The following is a 25,135-nucleotide window of genomic DNA, read 5'->3' as shown; positions in this document are numbered from 1 at the left end:
CCCGCGTGGGGGACGTGGTCTGGCCGCTGCACGGCATCCGCCTGCGCACGGCGGAGCTCGACCTGCGGGTGATGACCGAGGCGGACCTGCCGACGCTCTGCGAGCTGCTGCCGGACGACCTGCAGATGAACCCGCACGCCACGACGTATGCAGGACTCGACGACCGCGCGAACCGTCGGGCCGTCCTGGTGCAGGGCTACTGGCGCGCCCTCGGCATGTGGTCCCCGGACGACTGGGCGCTGCCCTTCGTCGCGCGGTCGAGCGACGGCGTTATCGGCGTCCAGTGGCTCGAGGGCCCCGACTGGCGTGCCGAGCGCACCGTCGACTCGTCCTCGTGGCTCGTCCCGGCCGCCCGGGGCAGGGGTCTGGGCACCCAGATGCGCGCCGCGGTGCTGGCCCTGGCCTTCGACCGGCTCGGGGCGTCGGCCGCCATCAGCTCGGCGGTCGTCGACAACGGGGCGTCGCTGGGGGTCTCACGTGCGCTCGGATACCGCGAGACCCACCGTTCCGTGCTCGAGCACTCCGGTGAAGCGCTCCAGCACGTCCGGCTCGAGCGCGCGTCCTGGGACGCCTCCGGACGGTCGCGGGGCATCGGGGTCGACGGGGTCGGCCCCGCCTTGCCCTATTTCGGGATCACGGAGGAGGAGTGAGCCGGATGTCCCTGCCAGAGGTCTGCGACTCCGTGGCCGCACCGGCCGGGGGAGCGCCTGTCGGTGCAGGGGCTGGACGAGGTGACGGCGGCCCTCGGCGGCCGATTTGGGCCACCGCTCAGGGACCGGTAGTATTCCCATTCGGTTCACCCCGTAGGGCCGCAAGGCGCCGCTCGGAGTGAAACCCCTTGGGGTATGGTGTAATTGGCAACACTACGGTTTCTGGTTCCGTCATTCTAGGTTCGAGTCCTGGTACCCCAGCTCAGGTCCACGGCAACGTGGTCCGATTCGGAGAAATCCCGCCTTCACGGTAAGGTTTCTTCTCGTGCCGAGTCGCTCGGCACCGCTCACGGCCCCGTTGTGTAGCGGCCTAGCACGCCGCCCTCTCAAGGCGGTAGCGCGGGTTCGAATCCCGTCGGGGCTACGTGATGCTCCCAGGAGCAACAGGAAGACCCCGGTCCACCACGGACCGGGGTCTTCCTGCATGTATGCCTCACCCGCTCGGGCGGGGACCTAGGCTGGCCCACGCAGGGGCCGAGCCACCGAGGAGCAGTCGCCATGACCGCACCGGGCGCCCCCGTCGCTGCGGCGCACAGCCGACATCGGCCCCGGCGTGTCGGCCTGGGCACGCCCCACCGCGTCCTGGAGACGACCTTCTCGGGCGTGGGCCTCACGGTCGCCGTCTGGTTCTTCGCCCTGTCGCTGCTGCCCTCGCTGCTGCCCCGGGCAGCGGTCGTGCAGGGAGTCGTCTCCGGCGTCACGGTGATGATCGGCTACGGCCTCGGAGCGGGCGCCCAGGCGGTCTGGCACTACCTGGGCATCCCGTCGGTTCCCGGACGCGCCCACCGCTTCCTCGTGACGCTCTTGGTGGGACTCGGCCTCTGGGCTGCCGTCTTCACCGGGTGGCGCCAGGTCGGCTGGCAGAACGAGATCCGGACCCTCTACGGGATGCAGCCGGCCTCGCCCACGGTGTGGCCGGTCATCATCATCGTCACCGCGGCGCTCGCGGTGCTCGTCCTCGTCGTCGCCCGGAGCCTCCGGCTGGTCTTCGACACGGTGTTCCGCTGGCTCGGACGGCGGATGCCCCGACGCGTCGCCGTCGTCGTCGGGCTCGCCCTGCTCCTGACCCTCATCTGGTCGCTGCTGACCGGTGTCCTCGTCAACGGGTTCTTCGTCGTCGCCAACAACATCTTCGCGCCCAGGGACAGCCTCGTGGCCGCCGACATGCACCGGCCGCTCGCCCCCGAGCGGTCCGGCTCCCCGCAGTCCCTCTCGCGCTGGGAGCTGCTCGGCAGGCAGGGCCGCTACTTCGTCGGTGGGGGTCCCACCGTGGCGGAGCTGAACGCGGCCAGCGGCGGGGGAGCCAAGGAGCCGATCCGGGTCTACGCCGGCCTCAAGTCGGCCGACACGGTGCGGGCCCGCGCCGACCTGGTCCTCGAGGAGCTCAAGCGCACGGGCGCCTTCAGGCGCAAGGTCCTCGTCGTCGCCACCACCACCGGCACCGGCTTCCTCGACCAGAACGGGACCGACCCGATCGAGTTCCTCTGGAACGGCGACACCGCCATCGCCAGGGTGCAGTACTCCTACCTCCCGTCGTGGATCTCCTTGCTGGCCGACCAGGACGCGGTGCGCGAGACCTCCCGCGTCGTCTTCGACACCGTGCACCAGTACTGGGCGACCCTGCCGGCGGGCGCGCGTCCGAGGCTCTACCTCTACGGCCTGTCACTCGGCTCGCTCGGCGTCGAGAGCATCCTCAGCTCGGTCAACATCATCAACGAGCCCATCGACGGCGCCCTGATGTCCGGCCCGACGTTCGTCAACGAGCTTCACGCGCGGCTGACGGCACAGCGCCAGCCCGGCAGCCCGGCATACCTCCCGATCTACGAGCAGGGGCGCACGGTGCGCTTCACCGCGGAGCAGGACGGCCTCGACCGGGGTTCCGCGTCCTGGGGCCCCACCCGCGTGGTCTACCTGCAGCACGCGAGCGACCCCATCGTCTTCTTCTCGCCGAGCCTGGCCTTCTCGTCACCCGAGTGGCTGGCCAACGGGGAGCGTGGACCCGACGTCTCGCCCCGGATGGGCTGGTTCCCCCTCGTCACGATGTGGCAGGTCCTCCTCGACCTGCCGGGCGCCGGCAACATCCCGTGGGGCTACGGACACCTCTACTCCGTCACGGCCAACCTGGAGTCGTGGGTCGGGGTGACCCACCCTCCGGGCTGGACCGCCGCCAGGACGGCGACGCTCGCCGCGGTCCTGGAGGAGCGGCCCTACCGGAGCGACTGAGCCGTTGCCTGCGGTCCCGCGCAGCTCAGGCCAGGCCCGGCTCGGGCTGTGTCTCGGCCACGCTCTCCAGGCGCTCGGCGCTCACCGCCACCTGGGCGACGCGGCGCAGGGCGAGCAGGATCGGGTCGGTCAGGACGGTGCCGAGGACGACGTGGCGCATGGCGTCGCCGGGCGCCATGTGGGCGAGCTCCGGGGCCACGTCGGTGCGGGCGACGGCCTCCAAGGCCCGGAACCACGTCGAGAGCTGCGCGTCCGTGACCACCCAGCCGGCCGCCGCGGCCGTGTCGAGGGCGTCGGCGAGCTGGCGGCCAGCGGCGCAGAGAGCGCCGCCGGGCACACCGAGTGAGGCCACGCGGCGCATCGTCGGGGTATCCGCCCCGCCTTCCGCGCAGGCTGCGGAGATGCCGGACGGCCGCAGGGCGTGCTGAGCCACTCCCAGCAGCTCGTGCCTCGTCGCAGGAGGGTCGTCCAGGGCGTCGACGACCTCGCGGACGCGCTCGAGCGGGAGGCGGCCGACGTCGGCCAGCGTGCGCACGAGGCGCACGCGTTCGACGTGGCTGTCGTCGTAGCGGGCCCGGGTCGCCCCCTCGGCGGCGCCGGGGTGCAGCAGCCCCTCGCGCAGGTAGTACTTCAGCGTGGCGATGCTGACGCCCGTGCGCTCGGACAGCTCCGAGATCTTCATCCGGCCTCCCTCTTGACGTTGGATAGTTCTACTCTCCAAACTGTGGATAGTCCAACTATCCAACAAGGAGGCGCCGTGAAAGGGTTGCAACACAGGAGCCACGACCACGACGGGGATCTCGCCGTCTTCCTCATCGGCATGCGGATCAACCAGCCGTGGCGACCCGACCTGTGGATGCCGGTCGCCACCGCGATGCCGCGGATGCTCCGGGAGCTCTACACGGCCAAGGCCGACGCCGCGCGCGGACGCGGCCCGGACCTCGGCTTCCTCGAGGCCCGCAGCCTGGTCGGCGCGGGCGGCCCGACGGTCGTGCAGTACTGGCGCAGCGTCGAGGACATCTACGCCTACGCGAACGACGACGCTCGAGAGCACCGAGCCGCGTGGCTCGCGTTCTACCGGCGCAGTCGTCGCGCCGGTGGGGCCGTCGGCATCTGGCACGAGACGTATGCCGTCCCGGCCGGCGGACATGAGAGCCTCTACGTCGCGATGCCGGCCACCGGCCTCGCCAAGGCGTTCGGGGCGACCGACGACCACAGCAGGCGTCGACACGCCAGGCTCGCGTCCGGCGAGGGCGCCGCTGCCTGACGTCGTGGCCCGCCGCCGTGCCCTCACCCGACGGTGCCCGACGGTGCTGCTGTGCCGGCGCGCCTCAGCCGAGCTCTCGCAGGCCCGGCAGCACGTCGGCGGAGAACTGGTCGAGGAAGCGCTCCTGGTCGTGCCCAGGCGCGTGGAAGACGAGGTGGTTGAAGCCCCAGTCGACGTACTGGCGCACGGCTTCGACAGCCTCGGCCGGGTCGCTCGTGACGATCCAGCGCCTGGCGATCTCCTCGTCGGAGAGCTCGTCGGCGAGGCGCTCCATCTCGACCGGGTCGTGGACGCCGTGCTTCTGCTCGGCGGTGAGCGACAGGGGAGCCCAGAAGCGCACGTTGTGCAGCGCCTGCTCCGGGTCGCGGTCGTAGGAGAGCTTGATCTCGATCATCCGGTCGATGTCGTCGCGGGTGCGGCCCGACTTCTCGAGCCCCTCGTCGACGGCCGGGAGCAGCTTGTCCTCGTAGAGCTCCCGGCCCTTCCCGGAGGTGCAGATGAAGCCGTCGCCCGACCGGCCGGCATACCTCGCCACGAGCGGGCCTCCGGCGGCGACGTAGACGGGGATCGGCTGGTCGGGGCGGTCGAAGACCGTGGCGGCGTGCGTGCGGTAGTAGTCGCCCTCGAAGTCGACGCGCTCCTCGGTCCAGAGCCTGCGCATCAGCGTCACGGCCTCGCGGAGACGGGCGAAGCGCTCCTTGAAGTCGGGCCACGGCGACCCTGCCGCGCCCACCGCCACCTCGTTGAGTGCCTCGCCGGTCCCGATGCCGAGGACGATGCGGCCGGGGTTGAGGACGCCGAGCGTGCCGAACGCCTGCGCCACGACGGCCGGGTTGTAGCGGAACGTCGGCGTCATGACCGACGTGCCCAGCTGGATGCGCTCGGTGCGCTCGCCGGCGGCGGCGAGCCAGCTCATCGCGAAGGGCGCGTGCCCCTGCCGGTGGCGCCACGGCTGGAAGTGGTCGGAGATGAACGCGGACTCGAACCCGACCTCCTCGGCGTGGGTGGCATACGTGACCAGGTCGCGTGGACCGAACTGCTCCGCGGACGCCTTCCAACCAACCTTGAGCACACCGACTCCTTCGGGCCGTGGGGACTGAATCCCGCCAGCCTACGTCGGGGTGCCGACGCGCCCTTTCACCAGTGGACGACGACCTTGTCGCCGATGCGCACCTCGTCGTAGAGCCGGACCAGCAGCGCCTTGTCGCGCACGTTGACGCAGCCGTGCGACGCTCCGGCGTAGCCGAGGCGCGCGAAGTTCGAGGAGTAGTGCACCGCCTGGCCGCCGGAGAAGAACATCGAGTACGGCATGGGCGTGTGGTAGAGGTTCGAGATGACGTCGACCTGCTTCTTGTAGACCGGGAACACGCCCTCACGCGTGGGCAGCTCGTCGCTGCCGAACCGGACGTCGAAGCCGTACTGCGGCACGCCGTCGACGACCCACGTGAGCATCCGGGTCGTCTTGCTGACGCACATGACGCGTCCGGTCTGGCACCGCGGATCGACGTCCCACGCGCCGTTCTGCGGCTTCGCCTCGACCGGCTTCGGCCTGATGTTGGCGAGCTCGTCGGCGGTGGGGACGCGGGTCATCGAGACGAGCCGGTCCCAGCTTGCCTGGTCGAGGGTGCCGGTGGCGGCGAGGCCGCGCTTGGCCTGGAAGCCCTGCACGGCAGTGGTCGTCAGCGAGCCGTAGCGGTCGCCGACGTCGCCCGAGAACCAGCCGATCTGTCGCAGCCGCGCCTGCAACGCGCGCACCCGCGGACCGGTGTCGCCGGCCTGCAGCAGGACGACGGGCGCCGGCGCCGGCTCCGTCGCCGTCGGCGTGGGTGCCGGCGAGGTCGTGGGGGCGACGGTGGGCGTCACGGCAGCGGGCGTATGCGTGGTGCTCGGCGACGCGCTCGGGCTCGCCTCGGGCGTCTCGTCGGTGGCAGGCGCAGGCGCCGTCGTGCTCGCCGCCGCGGTCGAGGGGCTCGAGGCGGCCGGCGCCTGGGAGAGCCGTGTGGCGGCGACGCCGGGTCCCTGGTCCGGGCCGCAGGCCGCCGTGGTGGCGACGAGAGCGACCGTGCCCGTCAGGAGGCTGCCGAGCAGGACGGCGCGGCGCAGGCCGCCCGCCGACCGGAACGGTGAGGTGGCTGTCTGCATCGTGACCCCTTGTCTGAGACGAGACGGTGCAGTGCGTCGGTGCACTGCAACGAGGGTGACGCGGGGGCGGCCCGAAAGGTTGTCAGTGCGTGGCGTCACGGGCCGATCGTGACCGATCCGTTGTGCTCGGTGGGGGGAGACCGCCTCCCGACGCCGTTGTCGGAAGGCGGTGGACCAGGGGGATGGAGGCAGGGAGGCTCAGGCGTTCTGCTGCTGCTGTTGCTGCTGCTGCATCGCGTGGTGGCGGCGCAGCACCTCGGTCAGCTTGTTGGCGCCGGCGACGACCGTCGCGGCGTGCAGCCGGCCGGGCTGGCGAGACAGGCGCTCGATCGGTCCGGAGATCGACACGGCGGCGACGACGCGACCGGACGGGCCGCGTACGGGGGCGGAGACGGAGGCGACGCCGGGCTCGCGCTCGGCCACGCTCTGGGCCCACCCGCGGCGTCGGACGCCGGAGAGCGCCGTGGCGGTGAACGCCGCGCCCTGCAGGCCGCGGTGGAGGCGGTCCGGCTCCTCCCACGCGAGCAGGACCTGGGCCGCGGACCCGGCGAGCATCGAGAGGGTGGCGCCGACGGGGATCGAGTCGCGCAGGCCCACCGGTCGCTCGGCGGCCGCCACGCAGATGCGCTGGTCTCCCTGGCGCCGGAAGAGCTGCGCGCTCTCGTTGGTGTGGTCGCGCAGGGCGCCGAGCACCGGGCCGGCTGCCGCGAGGAGCCGGTCCTCGCCTGCGGCCGAGGCGAGCTCGCCGAGGCGCGGACCCAGCACGAAGCGACCCTGCATGTCACGGGAGACGAGCCGGTGGTGCTCGAGGGCCACCGCCAGGCGGTGGGCCGTCGGACGGGCGAGGCCGGTCGCCCCGACGAGCTGCGCGAGGGTGGCGGGTCCGGCCTCGAGGGCGCCGAGCACGGTGGCGGCCTTGTCGAGAACCCCGACCCCAGAAGAGTTGTCCATGCACTGATATTGACGTCTCAGTGTCTGAGACGTCAAGCCACCCGACCTGCAAAAGGTCCACGCTGACGGAAGAGCGATGTCGCCACCGGGTCCTCGATGGCGCACGGGCTCGATCAGGGAACGCCGCCGCGCAGGGAAGTCAGAGGGAGTCATGGCAGGGACACTGGCCGAGAAGGTCTGGGACGCACACGTCGTCCGTCGCGCCGAGGGAGAGCCGGACCTGCTCTACATCGACCTCCACCTCCTGCACGAGGTCACCAGCCCCCAGGCGTTCGACGGGCTGCGCCTCGCCGGCCGCACCGTGCGACGCCCGGACCTGACGCTCGCCACCGAGGACCACAACGTCCCCACGACGCCCGGTCCGATCACCGACCCCGTGTCCAAGGTGCAGGTCGAGACGCTGCGCCGCAACTGCGACGAGTTCGGCGTCCGGCTCTATCCCATGGGCGATGCCGACCAGGGCATCGTCCACGTCGTCGGCCCCCAGCTCGGCCTCACCCAGCCCGGGATGACCGTCGTCTGCGGCGACAGCCACACCTCGACGCACGGCGCCTTCGGGGCGCTGGCCTTCGGCATCGGCACCTCGGAGGTCGAGCACGTCCTCGCAACGCAGACGCTGCCGCTCAAGCCCTTCCGGACCCTCGCCGTCAATGTCCGCGGGGCCCTCCCCGACGGCGTCACGGCGAAGGACATCGTCCTCGCCGTCATCGCCAGGATCGGCACCGGCGGCGGCCAGGGCTACGTCATCGAGTACCGCGGCGAGGCCATCGAGGCCCTGTCGATGGAGGCTCGGATGACGGTCTGCAACATGTCGATCGAGGCGGGCGCCCGCGCGGGCATGATCGCCCCGGACCAGACGACCTTCGACTACCTCCAGGGGCGGCCGCACGCCCCCACCGGAGCCGACTGGGACGCCGCGGTGGCCGCGTGGACCGCGCTGCGCTCCGACGACGACGCCGTCTTCGACGCCGAGGTCGACATCGACGCCTCGTCGCTGGCCCCCTTCGTCACCTGGGGGACCAACCCGGGCCAGGGCCTCCCGCTCTCGGCGTCGGTGCCCGACCCGGAGGAGTTCGCCGACGAGAGCGAGCGCCTCGCCGCCGCCAACGCGCTCGCCTACATGGGCCTCGAGCCCGGCACCCCGCTGCGCGAGATCAAGGTCGACACCGTCTTCGTCGGATCGTGCACCAACGGCCGCATCGAGGACCTGCGCGCGGCTGCCGCGGTCGTCCGGGGCCACAGCGTCGCCGACGGCGTACGCATGCTCGTCGTCCCCGGGTCCGCCAAGGTGCGCCTGCAGGCCGAGTCCGAGGGTCTCGACAAGGTCTTCACCGACGCGGGAGCCGAGTGGCGCCTGCCCGGCTGCTCGATGTGCCTGGGGATGAACCCCGACACGCTCGCGCCGGGGGAGCGCAGTGCATCGACCTCCAACCGCAACTTCGAGGGCCGGCAGGGCAAGGGTGGTCGCACGCACCTCGTCAGCCCGCTCGTCGCCGCGGCAACCGCCGTCCGCGGCACCCTGTCGACCCCCGCCGATCTCGACCAGCCCGCCCTGCTGGCGTCCGCCACGACCGGAGAGGCCTGAGTCATGGAGAAGTTCGAGACCCACACCGGGGTCGGCGTGCCGCTGCGCCGCAGCAACGTCGACACCGACCAGATCATCCCCGCCGAGTACCTCAAGCGGGTCACCCGCACGGGCTTCGAGGACGGGCTCTTCGCCGCCTGGCGCACGGACGAGTCGTTCGTCCTCAACAACCCCGTGTATGCCCGTGGCTCCGTCCTCGTCGCCGGGCCGGACTTCGGCACCGGCTCGAGCCGCGAGCACGCCGTGTGGGCGCTGATGAACTGGGGCTTCCGGGTGGTCATCAGCTCCCGCTTCGCCGACATCTTCCGGGGCAACAGCGGCAAGCAGGGCCTGCTGACGGCGATCGTCGCCCAGGACGACGTCGAGCTGATCTGGAAGTACCTCGAGAACAATCCCGGAGCCGAGATCACGGTCGACCTCGTGGGCCGCACGGTCCGAGGCGGAGAGATCGTGGCCCCCTTCGAGATCGACGACTACACCCGCTGGCGCCTGTTGGAAGGGCTCGACGACATCGGCCTGACCCTGCGACACGAGGACCTCGTCGCCGATTTCGAGTCCCACCGTCCCAGCCACAAGCCGGTGACCACTCCGGCCTGACCTGGCGGCCCGGGCGCGGGTCATCCCAAGCCTCGCGAGAGCGGATTCCCTTGAAGAGCAAGGGAATCCGCTCTTGCATTAACCATGCCGTCGCGGTCGGAACTTCCGCGTGCGAGCCGTCCCGGGGTGCCGCGGACCCGTCAAAGGCCTTGCGACACAACGAAAGACCCGGAAAGTGGTGATGGACGTGCTCCGAGAGTCGGCCTAACGTCAGGAGATAGCCGGACCTGTTCCGGACGCACATCGTCGGGTCGCCTGACGCCGACAGTCCTCTGGAGGGGAAAGACGTGAACAAGGCAGAACTGATCGACGCGCTGGAGACCCGGCTCGGCAACAAGAAGGTCGCCTCCGAGGCCTTGGAGGCCTTCCTGGACGTCGTCATCCGAGAGGTCGCCAAGGGCGGCAAGGTGGGCATCACCGGCTTCGGCACCTTCGAGCGCGCCGACCGCGCCGCGCGCACCGGCCGCAACCCCAAGACGGGAGCAACCGTCAGGATCAAGAAGACCCGCGTCCCCAAGTTCCGCTCGGGCACGAACTTCAAGGAGATCGTGTCGGGCTCCAAGAAGCTCTCGAAGACGGAGTCCGCCGCCTCCCGCGCCTCCGCCGGCTCATCGGCGGCGGCTGCGACGAAGTCGGTCGCCAGGAAGACGGCGACGAAGAGCACCGCCAAGACCACCACGGCCAGGAGCGCTGCCAAGACCGCCACCAGGCCTGCGGCCACCAAGTCGGCGGCCACCAAGTCAGCGGCCACCAAGTCAGCGACCCGGGCGACGACGAAGGCCGCCGCCACCAAGGCTGCTGCGGCCACGCGCGCGACCGGCAGGGCCGCGGCCACGAAGGCGACTGCGACGAAGGCGACCCCGGCCAAGCGAGGGAGTGCGACGAAGGCCGCGGCCACGAAGACCACGACCAGGTCCGCCGCGACGAAGTCCGCTCCCGCCAAGACCGCAGCCTCCAGGTCGACCGCTGCGAAGTCGACCGCTGCGAAGTCGACCGCTGCCAAGACGACCGCTGCCAAGACGACTGCTACGAAGCGGGCGAGCACGACCAAGGCCGCCCCGGCGAGCAGGGGCACCGCGAAGACCACGGCCAAGAGCACGTCCAAGGCCGCCTCCACGGGCACCGCAGCCGCCAGGAGGGCGACTGCCAGCAAGACCGCGAAGAAGACCGCCACCCGCTGAACCCCAAACGCCCGTCTGCGTAGGTGGGCCCGGCCGATCGCAGCCGGGCCCACCTCGCGGCCGGGCCGCTCAGCAGGCCGCGGGCTCAGTGGATCGTCTGGCCCGGGCCGATGCCGACGATGTGAAGGCCCACGACGAGGTCGTCGACGACCTCGACCGTCAGGCGCTGGCCGATGCGAAGCAGGCGCAGGCCGCTGGCGTCGAACGCCGTGGCCTCGAAGCGCAGCACGACGCCGTCGTCGCGGAGCACGCTGCCGGTGCGCGTCTCGGGGTCGAAGCGGTGGACGGTCGCCTGCATGCTCCTGATCCAACCAGACGCGCGGCGTTCGAGGACGGCCCGAGTGGCAGGGCCCAGGCCCACTCGTCGTGCCTGCGACAGGCTGCGGGCGTCGTCGACGTCGGTGCGCAGCCGGGGGAGCGGCAGCTCGAGGCGTACGGCCCCGTCGGCCTCGTGGCGCGCTGCACTGTCGGAGCCGAAGCGCGGCCTGAAGTCGCGTCCGCAGCGCAGCACCGTCCCGGTGCCGTCGGCGTCGGGGACGAAGGACTGCGCCAGCCCGGAGGCCGTCTGCAGGGCAGTGCGCAGGGAGCCGGCGTCGAGCGCGGGCAGGTCGCCCAGCAGGGCGGCCACGCGGGCACCCGCGCCGGCATGTCGCATACCGAGCGACACGGCGTCGTTGAGCCCGCTGCCCGGGTCGGCCAGCACGTGCGCGCCCCGCGCGCGCCACGTCGAGCCGAGGCCCGTGTCCCCGGTGACGAGCACCAGGCGGTCGGGACCGACCGCTTCCAGCGCGGCCGTCAGGGTGTCGGTCGCGATCGCGGTGCTGAGGCGCGCGCGGTCCGAGCCGACTGCCCTGGCCAGCCGGGACTTGCCGTGCGCCGTGTCCTTGACCGGGACGACGACGTGCCAGTCGGAGGCTGCGCGTGGTGGGGAGGAGGTCGACATGCTGGCGATATCGTCGCACTCGCCGCCCCGCTGCTCGACACCGCGCCATGGGGTGGACAAGATGAAGCCCAGCCACGTCGACCGGCGTGCGCACGACGAGGAGGACGCGACACGTGACTGTCGGCGCACGCAAGAGGCAGCTGCCGCTGGCCTACCGGTTGGTGGCGCTGGTGCTCCGGCCGGTGCTGATGCGGATCACCAGGCGTGACTGGCGCGGCCTGGAGAACATCCCGGCCGAGGGCGGCTTCGTCGTCTCGCCCAACCACATCTCCTACGCCGACCCGCTCGTCTTCGCGCACTTCATGTTCGACAGCGGCCGGGAGGCCTACTTCCTGGGCAAGGAGAGCCTCTTCGCGATCCCGGTGGTCGGCTGGGTGCTGCGCAAGTGCGGGCAGATCCCCGTCTACCGCAACTCGCTCGCCGCGGCCGACGCCTACCGGGCCGCCGTCGAGGGCGTCCAGCAGGGCAAGGCGCTCGGGATCTTCCCCGAGGGGACGATCACCCGGGACCCCGACCTGTGGCCGATGCGCGGCAAGACGGGTGCGGCTCGCGTCGCCCTCGAGACCCGGTGCCCCCTGATCCCGGTGGCCCAGTGGGGTGCCCACGAGATCCTCTCGCCGTACGGCCACCGGCCCTCGCTCTTCCCGCGCAAGACGATGAAGATGTATGCGGGGCCGCCCGTCGACCTGTCCGACCTCTACGACCGACCGATCGACACCAAGGTGCTGCGTGAGGCGACCGACCGGCTGATGGACCAGATCACCGGGCTGCTCGAGGTCCTGCGCGAGGAGAAGCGGCCCACCGAGCGCTTCGACCCCCGCCGGCACGGCGTTCCGGAGGTCGGCAACCCCCTGCGCCACGACGACATCGGACGGTCCCGGCGCCTCGAGCCGGGCGAGGGGGACACCGCGTGACGAGCCGCGTGGCGGTCATGGGCAGCGGCAGCTGGGGCACCGCCTTCGCGATGATCCTGGCCGACGCCGGCTGCGACGTGATGATGTGGGCGCGGCGGCAGGAGGTCGCCGACGCCATCAACGCGGGCTGCAACGACGCCTACCTTCCCGAGCTGCGTCTGCCGCCGTCGGTGCGCGCGACGGTCGACCCGACCGAGGCACTCGGCGGCGCCGAGATCGTGGTGCTCGCCGTGCCCTCGCAGACCCTGCGCGAGAACCTCACCCGGTGGGGCGGTGCGATCCCGCGTCGCGCGCCGGTGGTCTCGCTGCTCAAGGGCGTGGAGCTCTGCACCACCATGCGGATGAGCCAGGTCATCGCCGAGGTGGCGGACGTGGGCGACGACCGCATCGTCGTGGTGTCGGGGCCCAACCTGGCGCACGAGATCGCCCTGCGCCAGCCCGCGGCCGGCGTCGTCGCCTGTCGCGACATGGCCACCGCCGAGCGCGTCGCGGGCGCCTGCGCGGCACCGTGGTTCCGGCCCTACACCGACACCGACGTCATCGGGGCAGAGGTGTGCGGCGCCACCAAGAACGTCGTGGCCCTGGCCTCCGGCATGGCGGAGGGCCTGGGTTTCGGCGACAACACCAAGGCCACGATCATCACCCGCGGGCTCGCCGAGATGACCCGCCTCGGGCTGGCCCTGGGGGCCGACCCCCAGACGTTCATGGGCCTCGCCGGCGTCGGTGACCTCATCGCCACCTGCATGTCCCCGCTGTCGCGCAACCACAGCTTCGGCGTCCGCCTCGGCCGCGGCCTCACCGTTGCGCAGGCCACCGCCGAGCTGCGCACCACGACCGAAGGGGTCAAGTCGTGCGAGTCGATCCTGACCTTGGCCCAGCAGCACGACGTCGACATGCCGATCTGCGAGCAGGTCGTGGCCGTGATCCGCGACGGGCACCCGGTCGGCGAGATCGGGCCACGGCTGATGTCACGGGACCTCAAGGCCGAGAAGCACTGAGGGCGCAGGTCGTCCCGGGCCCGTAGGCCGTCCTAGGCCGTGGGCGCGAGCACGCGGTCGACGACCGGCAGGGTGCGCCCGTGGTGCACGAGCCAGGTGAGCGGGCGACGCACGAGCAGCCAGCCGACGCCGGACACCACGGCACCGAGGGCCAGTCCGGCGACGACGTCGACGGGGTAGTGCGCGCCGACGTAGACCCGGGCGGCAGCCATGAGCACCGCCGCCACGGCAGCGACGGCTCCCAGACGCTTCGAGACGAGGAACAGCCCCACAGCGGCGGCACCGGCCATCACCGAGTGGTCGGAGGGGAACGACCAGTCGGTGGACCGGTCGACGAGCACGAGGACGGCGGGGTGGGCGGCATACGGCCTGGGTTCGGCGACGAGGGAGGCGACCGGCTGGTTCACGCCGACGGCGAGCAGCGTCCCGAGCCCGGCCCACAGCGCGGCCCCGAGCTGTCCGTCGCTGCCCCTACGGCGTTGCCACACGCCGAGGAGGAGCAGCGCCGCGAAGACGACGACGCCGTACTTCGCGTAGGCCACGACCGGCGCGTGCAGCCACGTCGACGTGCGGGCGAAGTCGTTGACGCGCAGGAACACGGTGGTGCTGAGGTCGAGCAGGCTGCTCACGGAGGTCCTTCGGGTGGGAGGCGGCGGCGACCGCAGGTCGCGCGGCCGGGGCCATCCTCCCGGACGAATCTGAGGAAGATCTCAGAGAGCCGGCCTCAGGCGGTGCGAAGGGCCTGGTCGAGGTCGGCCCACAGGTCCTCCACGTGCTCGATGCCGACCGAGAGCCGCAGCAGGCTGACCGGCACCTCGCAGGACTCCGAGGGATGGCGGCGGCGACGCTCGACCTGCGACTCCACACCGCCGAGGCTGGTCGAGTGCAGCCAGACCTGCGTGGCGGCGCAGACGCGTTCGGCGGCGGCCTGGTCGCCCGCGACGTCGATGGAGAGGATGGCGCCGGCGCCGGGGTAGCGGACCCGCTCGACGGACGGGTGGTCGGCGAGGCGCCGGGCCAGCTCCGCTGCGCTGGCGCTCGCCCGTTCGAAGCGCACCGAGAGCGTGCGGAGCCCGCGGAGGGCGAGGTAGACCTCCATCGGCCCGGCGATCGCGCCGTGCAGGGTGCGGTGGCGACGAAGGCGGTCACCGATGCCACGCCCTCGCTCCGTCTCGGCGACGACCGTCGCGCCGAGCACGACGTCGCTGTGGCCGGAGAGGTACTTCGTCACGGAGTGCACCACGACGTCGGCGCCCAGCGAGAGGGGGCGGCAGAGCAGGGGCGTCGAGAGCGTGTTGTCCACGACGCTCGTCACGCCGAGCTCGCGCGAGCGCGCCAGGACGACGTCGAGCTCGGTGACGTCCATGAGCGGGTTGGTCGGCGACTCGAGCCACAGCAGGTCGGCCGACTCGAGGGCGGCGAGGAAGCCTGACGTGTCGGTGGCGTGCACGCGTACGACGGTGCCGCCGGCCTCCTCGTGGGCAGCGAGCAGGTCGCCGGTGCCGTTGTAGGTCGTGTCCGGTGCGACGACCGTCCCGCCGGGCGGGACGAGCGACAGGGCCGCCGAGATGGCTCCCATGCCCGAGGCGTGCACGAGCGCCAGGCCACCCTCGAGGCCACCGAGGGCCTCCTCGAAGGCGTTCCACGTCGGGTTGCCGACCCGCGCGTAGTTGACGGCTCCGTCGGCGGCATACGTGGACGTCAGCTCGACCGGCACGTTCACCGACGCGCCGGGGGAGCGCTCCGGGCGACCGGACGCCACGAGGAACGTGTCGACGTGCAGCTGCTGCGAACTCTCTTCCCCGACCACGCCGTCAGCGTACGAGGGCTCCCGAGGGCCTTCGATAGAGTCTCGACTGATGACCACGGACCAGCCCCAGCCCGACCAGCCCAGCCGCCGCGCGCGCGTCGCCGTCGTCTTCGGAGGACGCTCCTCCGAGCACGCGGTCTCGTGCTCCACCGCCGCCAGCGTGCTGCGCTCCATCGACCGGGAGAAGTACGAGGTCGTGCCGGTCGGCATCGCCCGGGACGGCCGCTGGGTCCTCGTGGCCGACGACCCAGAGCCGCTGCGGCTCCGACCCGGCCAGACCCCCGAGGTCGACGGTGCCGGCGCGTCCGTCGTCGTCCCGCTCAGCACCGGCGACCGCTCACTCACGGTGCTCGAGCCCGGCCTGCCGCCACGCGCCCTCGGCGAGGTGGACGTCGTCTTCCCGTTGCTGCACGGGCCGTTCGGTGAGGACGGCACCCTCCAGGGGCTGCTCGACCTCGTCGACGTGCGCTACGTCGGGTCAGGGGTCACCGCCTCGGCCGTCATGATGGACAAGGCGATGATGAAGGTCGTGTTCGAGGCTGCCGGCCTGAAGGTCGGCCCCTACGTCGTGGTCACCGACCGCGAGTGGAACCGCGACCCCGAGGCCGCCCTCGCGCGCGTCGAGCCCCTCGGCTGGCCGGTCTTCGTCAAGCCCGCGCGCGCCGGCTCCAGCATGGGCATCTCCAAGGTCGACGGCCCGTCGGGACTGCGCGCCGCCGTCGAGGCCGCCCGGGAGCACGATCCCAAGGTCGTCATCGAGGCCGCGGTCCAGGGGCGCGAGATCGAGTGCGGCGTGCTCGACGGGCACGGCACCGACGCACCGCGCACCAGCGAGCTCGGCGAGGCCGTCGTCGTCTCGAACCACGCGTTCTACGACTTCGAGGCCAAGTACCTCGCCGAGAACGACGTCCGCCTCGACTGCCCGGCCGACGTGCCGGCGGCGGTTGCCGACCGGATCCGCGAGATGTCGGTGCTCGCCTTCGAGGCCGCCGGGTGCGAGGGGCTGGCCCGGGTCGACTTCTTCTACACCCCCTCGGGCGACGTCGTCATCAACGAGATCAACACGATGCCCGGGTTCACGCCGCACTCGATGTACCCACGGATGTGGGCCGCGTCAGGGCTGGACTACCCCGACCTCATCGACGAGCTGATCTCGCTGGCCCTCGAGCGACGCACCGGGCTGCGCTGACCGGCAGCCCCCCACCGGCACAGGTCACGAGCAGGCGTCAGGAGCACGCCTCAGGAGCAGTGGCGGCCGTTCGTCGGGAGCGCCTTGGCCGCGGCGGTGAAGGCGGGCAGCAGCAGGGGCACGGGGCCGTAGGTGCTCGGCGCGAGGACCTCGATCGCGGGGGTGCGCCCGAAGGTCGTCGCCTTGGAGCCGTCGCTGAGGGGACGCACGACCCAGTCGACGCCGTCGACCGTGACGCAGCTGTCGGTCGTGGGACCGAGCGGGTCGAGCCCGCACCGGGCGAAGATCGCCGGGTCACCCCACGCGGCCACGGACGCGTCGTCCGGCTGGGTCGCGACGCGGGCGTGCCCGCTCACGGTGCCCGGCCAGGCCACCGACCGGCATACGCGGGCGGACGACTGCGGTGCCAGGGCCACCTCGGGCGCCCGGTTGCAGGCGGACAGCACGACGGCGGCGCAGAGGAGCGCCGCCGTCGTGGGGAACGAGCGTTGGTGCAGGGTCGACCTCAGACGTGGACCACGGTGCAGGTCAGGGTGCGGGTGATGCCCGGGACTTCCTGCAGCTTGGCGATGACGAGGCGGCCGAGGTCGTCGACGTTGGCCGCCTCGACCCGCGCGATGACGTCGTAGGGGCCGGTCACGTCCTCGGCCAGGGTCACGCCGGTGATTCCCGCGATCTGCTCCGCCACGCTGGCGGCCTTGCCGACTTCGGTCTGGATCAGGATGTAGGCCTGGACCACATGTCACCTCACTGTGTGTCGATCGTTGGTCGGTCGGCTGGCGCAGGACACCTGCGGTGCGCAGCGGGACCGGTCGGAACGGCAGGCCTCAGTGTGACTGCGACCGTGCCCTGACGCTACCTTGCCATGGGGCTCCACGTCCCGCCGGATACCAGGCCCTGAGCCGGCCGCCGACCGAGAGGGTGTGTGACCCGTGCCGAACGCGCGGCGGTCCGAGCGCGGGCCGATGATGACGGGTGGCACGCCGCTCCGCTCCCTGGACGAGGAGGAGCTGCTCGGGCGCATCATCCCCGCCTTCCCACCGAGTGACGACCTCGTCGTCGCACCCGGGGACGACGCGGCGGTGCTCCTCACCTCCGAGCGCACGATCGCCACGACGGACACGGTCGTGCTCGGGCGCGACTGGCTGGACGCGTGGTCCTCGGGCGCCGACGTCGGCCACAAGGTCGTGGCGCAGAACCTGGCCGACGTCGCCGCGATGGGCGGCGTCCCGACCGGGGTCCTCGTCACGCTGGTGGCCGATCCGGAGCTCTCCCTCGAGTGGGTCATCGACCACACGAAAGGCCTGGCCGAGGCGTGTGCAGCCGCCGGCGTGGCGGTGCTCGGCGGCGACCTCTCGTCGGCGCCGGCCGGTGTGGTCATGGTCTCGCTGACCGCCCTGGGCCGGCTCGAGGCCGCACCCGTGCTCCGCTCGGGAGCGCGGCCCGGAGACGTCCTCGCCGTCAACGGGTCCCTCGGTCTCGCCGATGCCGGGCTGCGGCTGCTGCAGGCCGGCGCCGCCGAGCGGCTGCCTGCGGCGGTGGAGCGTCAGCGGCGTCCCGAGCCCCCGCTCGCGGCGGGACCACAGGCCGCCACCTGCGGCGCCACGGCGATGCTCGACGTCAGCGACGGGCTGCTCCGCGACGGCGGACGGATCGCCCGGGCGAGCCACGTGGTCATCGACCTCGACCTGGAGGCACTCGTGCCGGACGTCGACGTGCTCGCCGACGCCCTGGGGGCCCAGCAGGCGCTCGACTGCGTGCTCGCCGGGGGAGAGGAGCACTCGCTCCTCGCCACCTTCCCGCACGGCGACCTGCCCGACGGGTGGCGGGCGATCGGCAGCGTCCGTGCCCCGGGCGACGGGGAGGCGGCGCGCATCCTCGTCGACGGACGCGTCGTCACGCACACCGGCTGGGACCACTTCCGAGCGACGTGAGCATCGCGTGAGCCGATCGGGGTATGCCGTCGCGCCGGGTCGCGAGCGATCACCTCGACCCAGCTGGGTGACCAGCCGATGGAGGTGGGCCGTCGCGCCCGCGAGGTGTCACCTCGGTGCACCGGACGCCTGGGCACGAAGAAGGCCGGCCCCGACGGGACCGGCCTTCTTGCGTGTGGTGAGGGGGCGTTCAGCGAACGACCTTGCCCGCCTTGAGGCAGGAGGTGCAGACGTTGACTCGCTTCGGCGTCACACCGTTCACCAGCGTCCGAACGCGCTGGATGTTGGGGTTCCAGCGGCGCTTGGTGCGGCGGTGCGAGTGCGAGATGTTGTGACCGAAGCTCGGTCCCTTGCCGCAGACGTCGCAGTTGGCAGCCACGGGTATCTCCTGAAGTTCGATGTTGATGAAGTGCGAAGCTCCACCACCGGCTCGGGGCAGACGCACGAGGGCGCGCGTCACCCCGCAGTGCACGGGGGGAACCGGTAAAGAATAGCCGACGACTCGCTCCGACGACAAAACGGCGAGAGCAGCGCGGACGGCCGGCTCACGAGAAGGTGCGGGCCGCGTCGACGAGCGGGGCGGCATACGCGGAGCCGTGCGAGGCCGCGTGCACGGCCAGAGGATGCAGCTGGTGCAGGGGCACGAGCTCGCGCCACCCCGGCGTGAGGCGGGTGGCCTCCTCGTAGGCGGCTGTGACCCGGTCGAGCCCCGGGCAGCCGAAGAGGGCCAGCATGGCCAGGTCGGTGAGGCCGTGGCCTCCGTGCGCCGCCGGGTCGATGAGGACGGCCCCCTCGCCGGTGAAGACGACGTTGCCGGACCACAGGTCCCCGTGGATCCGGGCCGGCGTGCGGTCGTCGTCGAAGTCCCCGGCCGCCAGGCGGTCGCACACGCGGTCGACGACCCGGGCCCCGGCCGGGTCGAGATGCCCTCGGTCGAGCGCGCGACGCACGAAGGGCCGCACCCGCTGCTCGGCGTAGAAGATGCCCCAGGTCGGGCTCGGGTCGTTGCCCTGCGGCTGGCGCCCGATCCACGCGTCACCGCCCCAGCCGGCCGGGGGTGCGCCGAAGGCGGGCGCGCCCGATGCATGGGTCAGGGCCAGTCCCCGTCCGAGCGCCTCGGCGTGCTGGTTCGTCGGCCGGGAGGGGTGCAGCCGCTCGAGGTCGATGTGGTGGCTCCCGACGTCGAGCACCCGGACGACCCGGGCACCGCCGCGGGACTCCGCCTCGCCCAGCCAGCGCAGCCCGGCGGCCTCGGCCTCGAAGAACCCGGAGGGGGCGTCGTCCCGCGTCTTCCGGTGCCGGTCCCTGGTGGTGGTCACGCTCCCAACGTAACCGTGAAGGGCCTGTGCCCTCCCCGTGCCCGCCCGGCGGCCGGAGGGTTGCATGCGGCCGTCCGGGGGAGGCGCTAGCCTGCCCAGCATCGGCGAGCCCGATGTCCAGCACGACGAGCAGGAGGTCCGATGCCCGGCGCAGCGCCGTCGCCCGACGGGCCCCTGGCCGTGCTCGACCTGGTGGCGATCCGCCGCTGGGCAGCGCTGACGCGGTCGCTCCTGGCGGCCCGGCGCACCGAGATCGACGCGCTCAACGTCTTCCCGGTCCCCGACGGCGACACGGGCACCAACCTCTACCTCACCTTCGACGGCGCGGTCGAGCGCACGCTCGCGACCACCGACGTCACGACGGCCGACCGCCTGCTGTCGGTCTTCGCCCGGCACCTGCTCTGGACGGCCCGGGGCAACTCCGGCGTCATCCTCAGCCAGCTCTCCCGCGGCCTCGCCGAGGGGTGCGCTGGCGCGGCCGAGATCGACGGCCGAGTGCTGGCGGAGGGGCTGCGGCGTGCGGAGCAGCGTGCGCGCCAGGCGGTGGCGGACCCCCAGGAGGGGACCATCCTCACGGTGGCCACGGCGATGGCGGAGGCGGCCTTGGCCGTCGCCGGGGATGCCGCTGACGGAGTCCACGCGGTGGCGCGCGCAGCGCTGGCGGCCGCGCGGCAGGCCCTCGAGCACACCCCCGAGCAGCTGGACGTGCTGGCCCGAGCGGGCGTCGTCGATGCCGGCGGTGCAGGCCTCGTCGTGCTCCTCGAGTGCCTCGAGCAGGTCTGCTCCGGCCATCGCGGACAGCCGTCCGACGACGCGTCCGGGCGCAGGGTGCGGCGCCGTCCGGAGGTCGGGCGGCCTGTCCTGCCTCCTGCCTCCGCCATCGAGACGGACGACGCGGGAGCGCCTGAGACACCGCGGTTCGAGGTCATGTACCTGCTGCGCGACTCCGACGACGCCGCGGTCGACGTCCTCCGTGACCGACTGGTGCAGCTCGGTGAGTCGGTGCTCGTGGTCGGCGGCGACGGTGAGTGGAACGTCCACGCCCACGTCGACGACGCCGGTGCCGCCGTCGAGGCGGGGATCGAGGCCGGTCGTCCCCATCGCGTGCGCATCACGGCGCTGACGCAGGGCCCTCACGCGCACCTCGAGCGTGAGGGCGCGCCGGGGCGGCCAGGGCCCGGCTCGGTGGAGCGGCGGGCCGCGGGCATCGTGGCCTGCGCTGCCGGTGGAGGGCTCACGGCTCTCTTCGAGGAGGCCGGCGCGGTCGTCGTCGGCTCCGGGCCGGGACGACGAGCCTCCACGGGCAGTCTCATCGACGCCATCCGGGAGCAGCACGCGCGCGGAGCCTCCGGAGTCGTCGTCCTGCCAGACGACGGCGACACGCTGCTGGCGGCGGCAGCGGCGGTCCGTGTCGCGGACGACGAGGGCATCGAGGCGCACCTGGTCCACGTGCGCACGGCGGTGCAGGGCCTTGCCGCCCTCGCGGTCTTCGAGCCGACCGCCAGCGCGGCCGCCAACGTCCTGGCGATGCAGGCGGCGGCTTCTGCGACCCGGCACGGGGCCGTGGCGGTCGCCGACCGGGCTGCGCTCACCAGCGCCGGCCCGTGCGAGAAGGGGGACGTGCTCGGTGTGGTCGACGGCGACGTCGTCGTCGTCGGCTCAGACCAGCTGTCCGTCACGCGGGAGGTCGTCCACCGGCTGCTCTCCAGCGGCGGCGAGCTCGTCACCGTGGTGGCCGGGACCGACGCCCCGGACGGGCTCGTCGAGGCCGTCACCGACGCGGCGCGGCGCACCCACCACGGCATCGAGGTGTCGCTCGTCGAGGGCGGGCAGGCCGTCTACCCCGTGCTGCTGGGGGTGGAGTGAATGCCGGTACTGACCGAGGACTCGCCCCTGACCAAGCTCGTCAAGAAGACCGAAGCCGAGCAGCTGGCCCGCAACAAGGGCCTGCTCAGCGTCGCTGACCTCTTCGAGTTCGTCCCCCGTCGTTACGTGCGCCCCGGACAGCTGACCGACCTCTCCTCGCTCCACGTCGGTGAGGACGTCCTCGTCGTGGCCGAGGTCAAGCAGGCGACGACGCGCCCCATGCGCAACCGCCGCGGCAGGATGCTGACGGTCGTCATCGGCGACGACCTCGGCAACGAGCTCGACGTCACGTTCTTCAGCGCCTACGGCCACGAGGGCAAGCTGCACCCGGGCGTCCGCGGCTTCTTCGTCGGGCAGATCGGCGCCTACGGCCGTCGGCTGCAGCTGACGCACCCCGAGTACGAGCTCTTCGACGACGAGGCCGAGGGCGACGCGGCCGTCGAGTGGTACCGCACGCACCGCGTCCCGGTCTACTCCACGACCGGCAAGCTCAACTCCCTCAAGCTGCGGCGGCTCGTCTACCAGGCCCTCGACTCCGTCGACCGCATCCGCGAGCCGGTCCCCGACGACGTACGCGCAGCGCGCGGCCTGCTCGACCGCGCGGCCGCACTCGAGCTCGTCCACCGCCCGGCCGTCGAGGACCAGCCGGCCCGGGGCCTTGAGCGCCTCAAGTACGACGAGGCGTTCGTCCTGCAGACCATCCTCGCCCAGCGCCGCAAGGCCGCTGAGTCCGAGCTGGCGACGCCTCGGCCCCCGCGCCCCGGCGGACTGCTGGCCGCCTTCGACGCCCGCCTGCCCTTCGAGCTCACCGCGGGCCAGCGCGAGGTCGGGGAGGTGCTCTCCGCCGAGCTGGCGTCGGACCGCCCGATGCACCGGCTGCTCCAGGGGGAGGTCGGCTCGGGCAAGACGGTGGTGGCGCTGAGGGCGATGCTGGCCGCCATCGACGCCGGGGGCCAGGCCGCCCTGCTCGCGCCCACCGAGGTGCTCGCCGCCCAGCACCACAGGTCCATCACCACGATGCTCGGCGACCTGGCCCAGGGCGGGATGCTCGGCGGCGCGGAGTTCGGCACCACGGTCGCGCTGCTGACCGGCAGCCAGAGTGCTGCGGCGCGGCGCCGCTCGCTGCTCGACGCCGCGTCGGGCGAGGCCGGCATCGTCGTCGGCACCCACGCGCTGATCCAGAAGCATGTCCAGTTCGCCGACCTCGCCCTCGTCGTCGTCGACGAGCAGCACCGCTTCGGCGTCGAGCAGCGCGACGCCCTGCGCGAGAAGGGCATCCGGCCGCCCCACGTCCTCGTCATGACGGCGACCCCCATCCCACGCACCGTGGCCATGACGGTCTTCGGCGACATGGAGACCTCGACGTTGCGCGAGCTGCCCCGCGGGCGCTCGCCGATCGCGACCCACGTCGTCGACGCCGACCGCCAGGGCTGGGTCGAGCGCACCTGGACACGCGTGGCCGAGGAGGTCGCCGCGGGACACCAGGCATACGTCGTGTGCCCGCGTATCGGTGACGTCGACGACGAGCCCGGCGCCGGCTCCTCGAGCACTCGCGACAGTTCCGACGAGGACGCCGGCTGGGACGCGCACTGGGACGGTGACGAGGGCGAGGACGGCGGCGCCGGGGACGACACGCCCGAGGGGCCGGCGCGGGAGCTCACCGGCGTCTACGCCATGCTCAGCACCCTGCAGGCCACCCCCGCGCTCGAGGGGGTCCGCATCGGGGTCCTTCACGGCCGGCTGGACCCTGACGCCAAGGACGCCACGATGCGCGCCTTCTCGGCGGGTCAGATCGACGTGCTCGTGGCCACGACCGTCATCGAGGTCGGGGTCGACGTGCCGAACGCCTCCGTCATGGTCGTCGTCGACGCCGACCGCTTCGGCATCTCGCAGCTGCACCAGCTCCGTGGTCGTGTCGGCCGCGGAGCCGTTCCGGGGCTCTGCCTGCTGATGACACGGGACCCAGGGGAGCGGGCGATGGAGCGGCTGGAACAGGTCGCCGCGACGACCGACGGTTTCGAGCTCGCTCGAGCCGACCTCCTGCTGCGCCGCGAGGGCGACGTCCTCGGGGCCCGCCAGAGCGGGCGCGCCAACTCGGTGCGCCACCTGCGCCTCGGTCGCGTCGAGGACGAGCAGATCATCGCCGACGCCCGCGAGGACGCCTTCGCGCTCGTCGAGCGCGACCCGGAGCTGCGGGCACACCCCGCGCTCGCCGCGGCCGTGGCGATGCGGCTGGACGAGGAGCAGGCGGCATGGCTGGAGCGAGGCTGACGTGACACGCATCATCAGCGGCAGCGCTGGCGGTCGCCGGCTGCAGACGCCCTCCGGCTCCTCGACCCGCCCCACCTCCGACCGGGTCCGGGAGGCGCTCTTCAGCCGCCTGGAGCACCGCGGGCTCCTCGAGGGCACCAACGTCCTCGACCTCTACGCCGGGTCGGGAGCGCTGGGCCTCGAGGCGGCCAGCCGGGGCGCTGCGCTCGTGCTGCTCGTGGAGTCGCACAAGGCGGCCGCCAAGGTCATCCGGGCGAACGTCGCCGTCGTCGGCCACCGGGCCGTACGCGTCGTGGCTGACACCGTCGAGCGCGCCGTCGCCGCGGGGCCGCCGGCGGACATCCGCATGCACCTCGTGCTCCTCGACCCGCCCTACGACGTCACGGAGGAGGCCCTCGCCGCCGTCCTGGCCGGCCTCGTCGAGCACCAGTGGCTCGCCCCCGACGCGCTCGTCGTCGTCGAGCGGTCCAGCCGCTCCCCCCAGCCCAGCTGGCCCGAGGGGCTCGAGCTGTCGGGGGAGAAGCGCTATGGCGAGACGGCCGTGTGGTTCGCCGAGCCACCACCGAGCGACGTCGTCGCCTGAGGCCGACGAGGCGACGAGCCGCACGAGCCGGACGAGGCGGCCGGGCTCGCACGGTGCGGACTGCGCGAACGGTAGGTTGGGCCGCGTGACGAGCCCTGTGTCGAGTTCTGCGCGCCGGTGTGTCTGCCCCGGCTCCTACGACCCGCTCACCAACGGACACGTCGACGTGGTGACCCGCGCCAGCCGGCTCTTCGACGAGGTCGTCGTCGCCATCCTGCACAACCCCTCCAAGCAGGGGACGTTCACGGTCGACGAGCGCACCTCCCTCCTCGAGCAGTCGGTCGGCCACCTCCCCAACGTCCGCATCGGGGCCTGGGCCGGCACCCTCGTCGTCGACGTGTGCCGTGAGGTGGGCGCGAGCAGCATGGTCAAGGGGCTGCGCGGCGGCACCGACTTCGCCTACGAGCTGCCGATGGCCACCATGAACCACCACCTGAGCGGCGTCGAGACCCTCTTCATCCCCGCCGATCCCGCCCTTCAGCACGTGTCGAGCTCGCTCATCAAGGAGGTCGTCCGCTATGGCGGCGACGTCAGTGGCCTGGTGCCGGACGCCGTCCTGACGGCGCTGCGCGAGCGTCTGGGCTGATTTGGGCGCACGCCGCCCCTCTAGTAGCCTTGGAGGTCGGTCCACGTCCGTCTTGGCGCGGGCCGA

25 protein-coding genes and 2 tRNA genes are annotated in these 25,135 nt (G+C 72.5%); 16 read left to right on the top strand and 11 right to left on the bottom strand.

Translation table 11 applies throughout. The features are described from left to right. Positions 1-5 precede the first annotated feature (5 nt). The 4 genes from LQK93_RS02375 (at position 6) to LQK93_RS02360 (ending at position 2,933) form a co-directional block, all read left to right on the top strand. On the top strand, positions 6-650 hold the full coding sequence (locus LQK93_RS02375) for a GNAT family N-acetyltransferase (protein ID WP_374969975.1): 645 nt from the start codon (positions 6-8) through the stop codon (positions 648-650). A gap of 189 nt (positions 651-839) precedes the next feature. After that, positions 840-911, top strand: a tRNA-Gln gene (locus LQK93_RS02370). 90 nt (positions 912-1,001) lie between these two features. Beyond that, positions 1,002-1,074, top strand: a tRNA-Glu gene (locus LQK93_RS02365). Between the two features lie 134 nt (positions 1,075-1,208). Then, a complete protein-coding gene (locus tag LQK93_RS02360) occupies positions 1,209-2,933 on the top strand; it encodes an alpha/beta hydrolase (RefSeq protein ID WP_374969974.1) in 1,725 nt (574 codons plus the stop codon). 25 nt (positions 2,934-2,958) lie between these two features. Here LQK93_RS02360 and LQK93_RS02355 read toward each other — a convergent pair whose 3' ends face one another. Beyond that, the gene (locus LQK93_RS02355; protein WP_374969973.1) at positions 2,959-3,615 is read right to left on the bottom strand and encodes a MerR family transcriptional regulator; all 657 of its coding nucleotides are present in this window, start codon (positions 3,613-3,615) and stop codon (positions 2,959-2,961) included. 75 nt (positions 3,616-3,690) lie between these two features. Here LQK93_RS02355 and LQK93_RS02350 point away from each other — a divergent pair, with 75 nt between their 5' ends. Continuing rightward, positions 3,691-4,200 (top strand): DUF4188 domain-containing protein, encoded by a 510-nt coding sequence (locus LQK93_RS02350; protein ID WP_374969972.1) that lies wholly within the window; start codon positions 3,691-3,693, stop codon positions 4,198-4,200. 64 nt (positions 4,201-4,264) lie between these two features. Here the strand turns inward: LQK93_RS02350 and fgd are convergent, their stop codons facing one another. The 3 genes from fgd to LQK93_RS02335 form a co-directional block, all read right to left on the bottom strand. After that, positions 4,265-5,272, bottom strand: coding sequence for a glucose-6-phosphate dehydrogenase (coenzyme-F420) (fgd, locus tag LQK93_RS02345; protein WP_374969971.1), 1,008 nt, complete (start codon positions 5,270-5,272; stop codon positions 4,265-4,267). A 65-nt stretch (positions 5,273-5,337) separates the two neighbouring features. Beyond that, positions 5,338-6,342 (bottom strand): peptidoglycan-binding protein, encoded by a 1,005-nt coding sequence (locus LQK93_RS02340; RefSeq protein ID WP_374969970.1) that lies wholly within the window; start codon positions 6,340-6,342, stop codon positions 5,338-5,340. A 198-nt stretch (positions 6,343-6,540) separates the two neighbouring features. After that, positions 6,541-7,293 (bottom strand): IclR family transcriptional regulator, encoded by a 753-nt coding sequence (locus tag LQK93_RS02335; RefSeq protein ID WP_142184312.1) that lies wholly within the window; start codon positions 7,291-7,293, stop codon positions 6,541-6,543. Between the two features lie 151 nt (positions 7,294-7,444). Here LQK93_RS02335 and leuC point away from each other — a divergent pair, with 151 nt between their 5' ends. The 3 genes from leuC (at position 7,445) to LQK93_RS02320 (ending at position 10,656) form a co-directional block, all read left to right on the top strand. Further along, positions 7,445-8,878 (top strand): 3-isopropylmalate dehydratase large subunit, encoded by a 1,434-nt coding sequence (gene leuC, locus LQK93_RS02330; RefSeq protein WP_374969969.1) that lies wholly within the window; start codon positions 7,445-7,447, stop codon positions 8,876-8,878. 3 nt (positions 8,879-8,881) lie between these two features. Further along, positions 8,882-9,475, top strand: coding sequence for a 3-isopropylmalate dehydratase small subunit (gene leuD / locus LQK93_RS02325; protein WP_374969968.1), 594 nt, complete (start codon positions 8,882-8,884; stop codon positions 9,473-9,475). A gap of 287 nt (positions 9,476-9,762) precedes the next feature. After that, positions 9,763-10,656 carry an HU family DNA-binding protein gene (locus LQK93_RS02320; RefSeq protein WP_374969967.1) on the top strand — a complete coding sequence of 298 codons (894 nt, stop codon included), beginning with the start codon at positions 9,763-9,765 and terminating at the stop codon, positions 10,654-10,656. Between the two features lie 85 nt (positions 10,657-10,741). On the opposite strand, the gene cofC is transcribed toward LQK93_RS02320, so the two are convergent. Next, positions 10,742-11,599, bottom strand: a complete 858-nt coding sequence (cofC, locus tag LQK93_RS02315) for a 2-phospho-L-lactate guanylyltransferase (RefSeq protein ID WP_374969966.1) — start codon at positions 11,597-11,599, stop codon at positions 10,742-10,744. Between the two features lie 113 nt (positions 11,600-11,712). Between cofC and LQK93_RS02310 the strand changes: the two genes are divergently transcribed. Together LQK93_RS02310 and LQK93_RS02305 are read left to right on the top strand one after the other, a co-directional pair. Further along, on the top strand, positions 11,713-12,513 hold the full coding sequence (locus LQK93_RS02310; RefSeq protein WP_374969965.1) for a lysophospholipid acyltransferase family protein: 801 nt from the start codon (positions 11,713-11,715) through the stop codon (positions 12,511-12,513). Next, positions 12,510-13,511, top strand: coding sequence for an NAD(P)H-dependent glycerol-3-phosphate dehydrogenase (locus LQK93_RS02305; protein ID WP_374969964.1), 1,002 nt, complete (start codon positions 12,510-12,512; stop codon positions 13,509-13,511). Before LQK93_RS02310 ends, LQK93_RS02305 begins: the two co-directional genes overlap by 4 nt. A gap of 32 nt (positions 13,512-13,543) precedes the next feature. Here LQK93_RS02305 and LQK93_RS02300 read toward each other — a convergent pair whose 3' ends face one another. Both LQK93_RS02300 and LQK93_RS02295 read right to left on the bottom strand, forming a co-directional pair. Next, a complete protein-coding gene (locus LQK93_RS02300) occupies positions 13,544-14,140 on the bottom strand; it encodes a phosphatase PAP2 family protein (RefSeq protein ID WP_374969963.1) in 597 nt (198 codons plus the stop codon). 95 nt (positions 14,141-14,235) lie between these two features. Next, complete coding sequence (locus tag LQK93_RS02295; RefSeq protein ID WP_374969962.1) at positions 14,236-15,321, bottom strand: trans-sulfuration enzyme family protein; 1,086 nt, start codon at positions 15,319-15,321, stop codon at positions 14,236-14,238. A 49-nt stretch (positions 15,322-15,370) separates the two neighbouring features. Between LQK93_RS02295 and LQK93_RS02290 the strand changes: the two genes are divergently transcribed. Beyond that, entirely contained in the window at positions 15,371-16,510 is a 1,140-nt protein-coding gene (locus LQK93_RS02290; RefSeq protein ID WP_374969961.1) for a D-alanine--D-alanine ligase family protein, read from the top strand. Between the two features lie 50 nt (positions 16,511-16,560). Here LQK93_RS02290 and LQK93_RS02285 read toward each other — a convergent pair whose 3' ends face one another. Then, positions 16,561-17,007, bottom strand: a complete 447-nt coding sequence (locus LQK93_RS02285) for a DUF3515 family protein (protein WP_374971438.1) — start codon at positions 17,005-17,007, stop codon at positions 16,561-16,563. Between the two features lie 8 nt (positions 17,008-17,015). Then, positions 17,016-17,249, bottom strand: a complete 234-nt coding sequence (locus LQK93_RS02280) for an Lrp/AsnC family transcriptional regulator (protein WP_374969960.1) — start codon at positions 17,247-17,249, stop codon at positions 17,016-17,018. Positions 17,250-17,475: 226 nt separating this feature from the next. On the opposite strand from LQK93_RS02280, the gene thiL reads away from it, so the two are divergent. Beyond that, positions 17,476-18,444 (top strand): thiamine-phosphate kinase, encoded by a 969-nt coding sequence (thiL, locus tag LQK93_RS02275; RefSeq protein WP_374971437.1) that lies wholly within the window; start codon positions 17,476-17,478, stop codon positions 18,442-18,444. Positions 18,445-18,634: 190 nt separating this feature from the next. On the opposite strand, the gene rpmB is transcribed toward thiL, so the two are convergent. Then, entirely contained in the window at positions 18,635-18,823 is a 189-nt protein-coding gene (rpmB, locus tag LQK93_RS02270; protein WP_343992462.1) for a 50S ribosomal protein L28, read from the bottom strand. Between the two features lie 166 nt (positions 18,824-18,989). Next, entirely contained in the window at positions 18,990-19,763 is a 774-nt protein-coding gene (locus LQK93_RS02265) for a fructosamine kinase family protein (protein ID WP_374969959.1), read from the bottom strand. Positions 19,764-19,904: 141 nt separating this feature from the next. Between LQK93_RS02265 and LQK93_RS02260 the strand changes: the two genes are divergently transcribed. From LQK93_RS02260 to coaD, 4 genes are all read left to right on the top strand, one after another. After that, entirely contained in the window at positions 19,905-21,629 is a 1,725-nt protein-coding gene (locus tag LQK93_RS02260; protein ID WP_374969958.1) for a DAK2 domain-containing protein, read from the top strand. Then, positions 21,630-23,900, top strand: a complete 2,271-nt coding sequence (locus tag LQK93_RS02255) for an ATP-dependent DNA helicase RecG (RefSeq protein WP_374969957.1) — start codon at positions 21,630-21,632, stop codon at positions 23,898-23,900. Between the two features lies 1 nt (position 23,901). Continuing rightward, a complete protein-coding gene (rsmD, locus tag LQK93_RS02250; RefSeq protein WP_374969956.1) occupies positions 23,902-24,483 on the top strand; it encodes a 16S rRNA (guanine(966)-N(2))-methyltransferase RsmD in 582 nt (193 codons plus the stop codon). Between the two features lie 97 nt (positions 24,484-24,580). After that, positions 24,581-25,069 carry a pantetheine-phosphate adenylyltransferase gene (gene coaD / locus LQK93_RS02245; protein ID WP_374969955.1) on the top strand — a complete coding sequence of 163 codons (489 nt, stop codon included), beginning with the start codon at positions 24,581-24,583 and terminating at the stop codon, positions 25,067-25,069. Positions 25,070-25,135 lie beyond the last annotated feature (66 nt).

The organism is Terrabacter sp. BE26 (assembly GCF_041941675.1).
In the GTDB taxonomy this organism is placed as follows: domain Bacteria; phylum Actinomycetota; class Actinomycetes; order Actinomycetales; family Dermatophilaceae; genus Terrabacter.
This window is presented reverse-complemented; position numbering and strand designations above follow the sequence as displayed.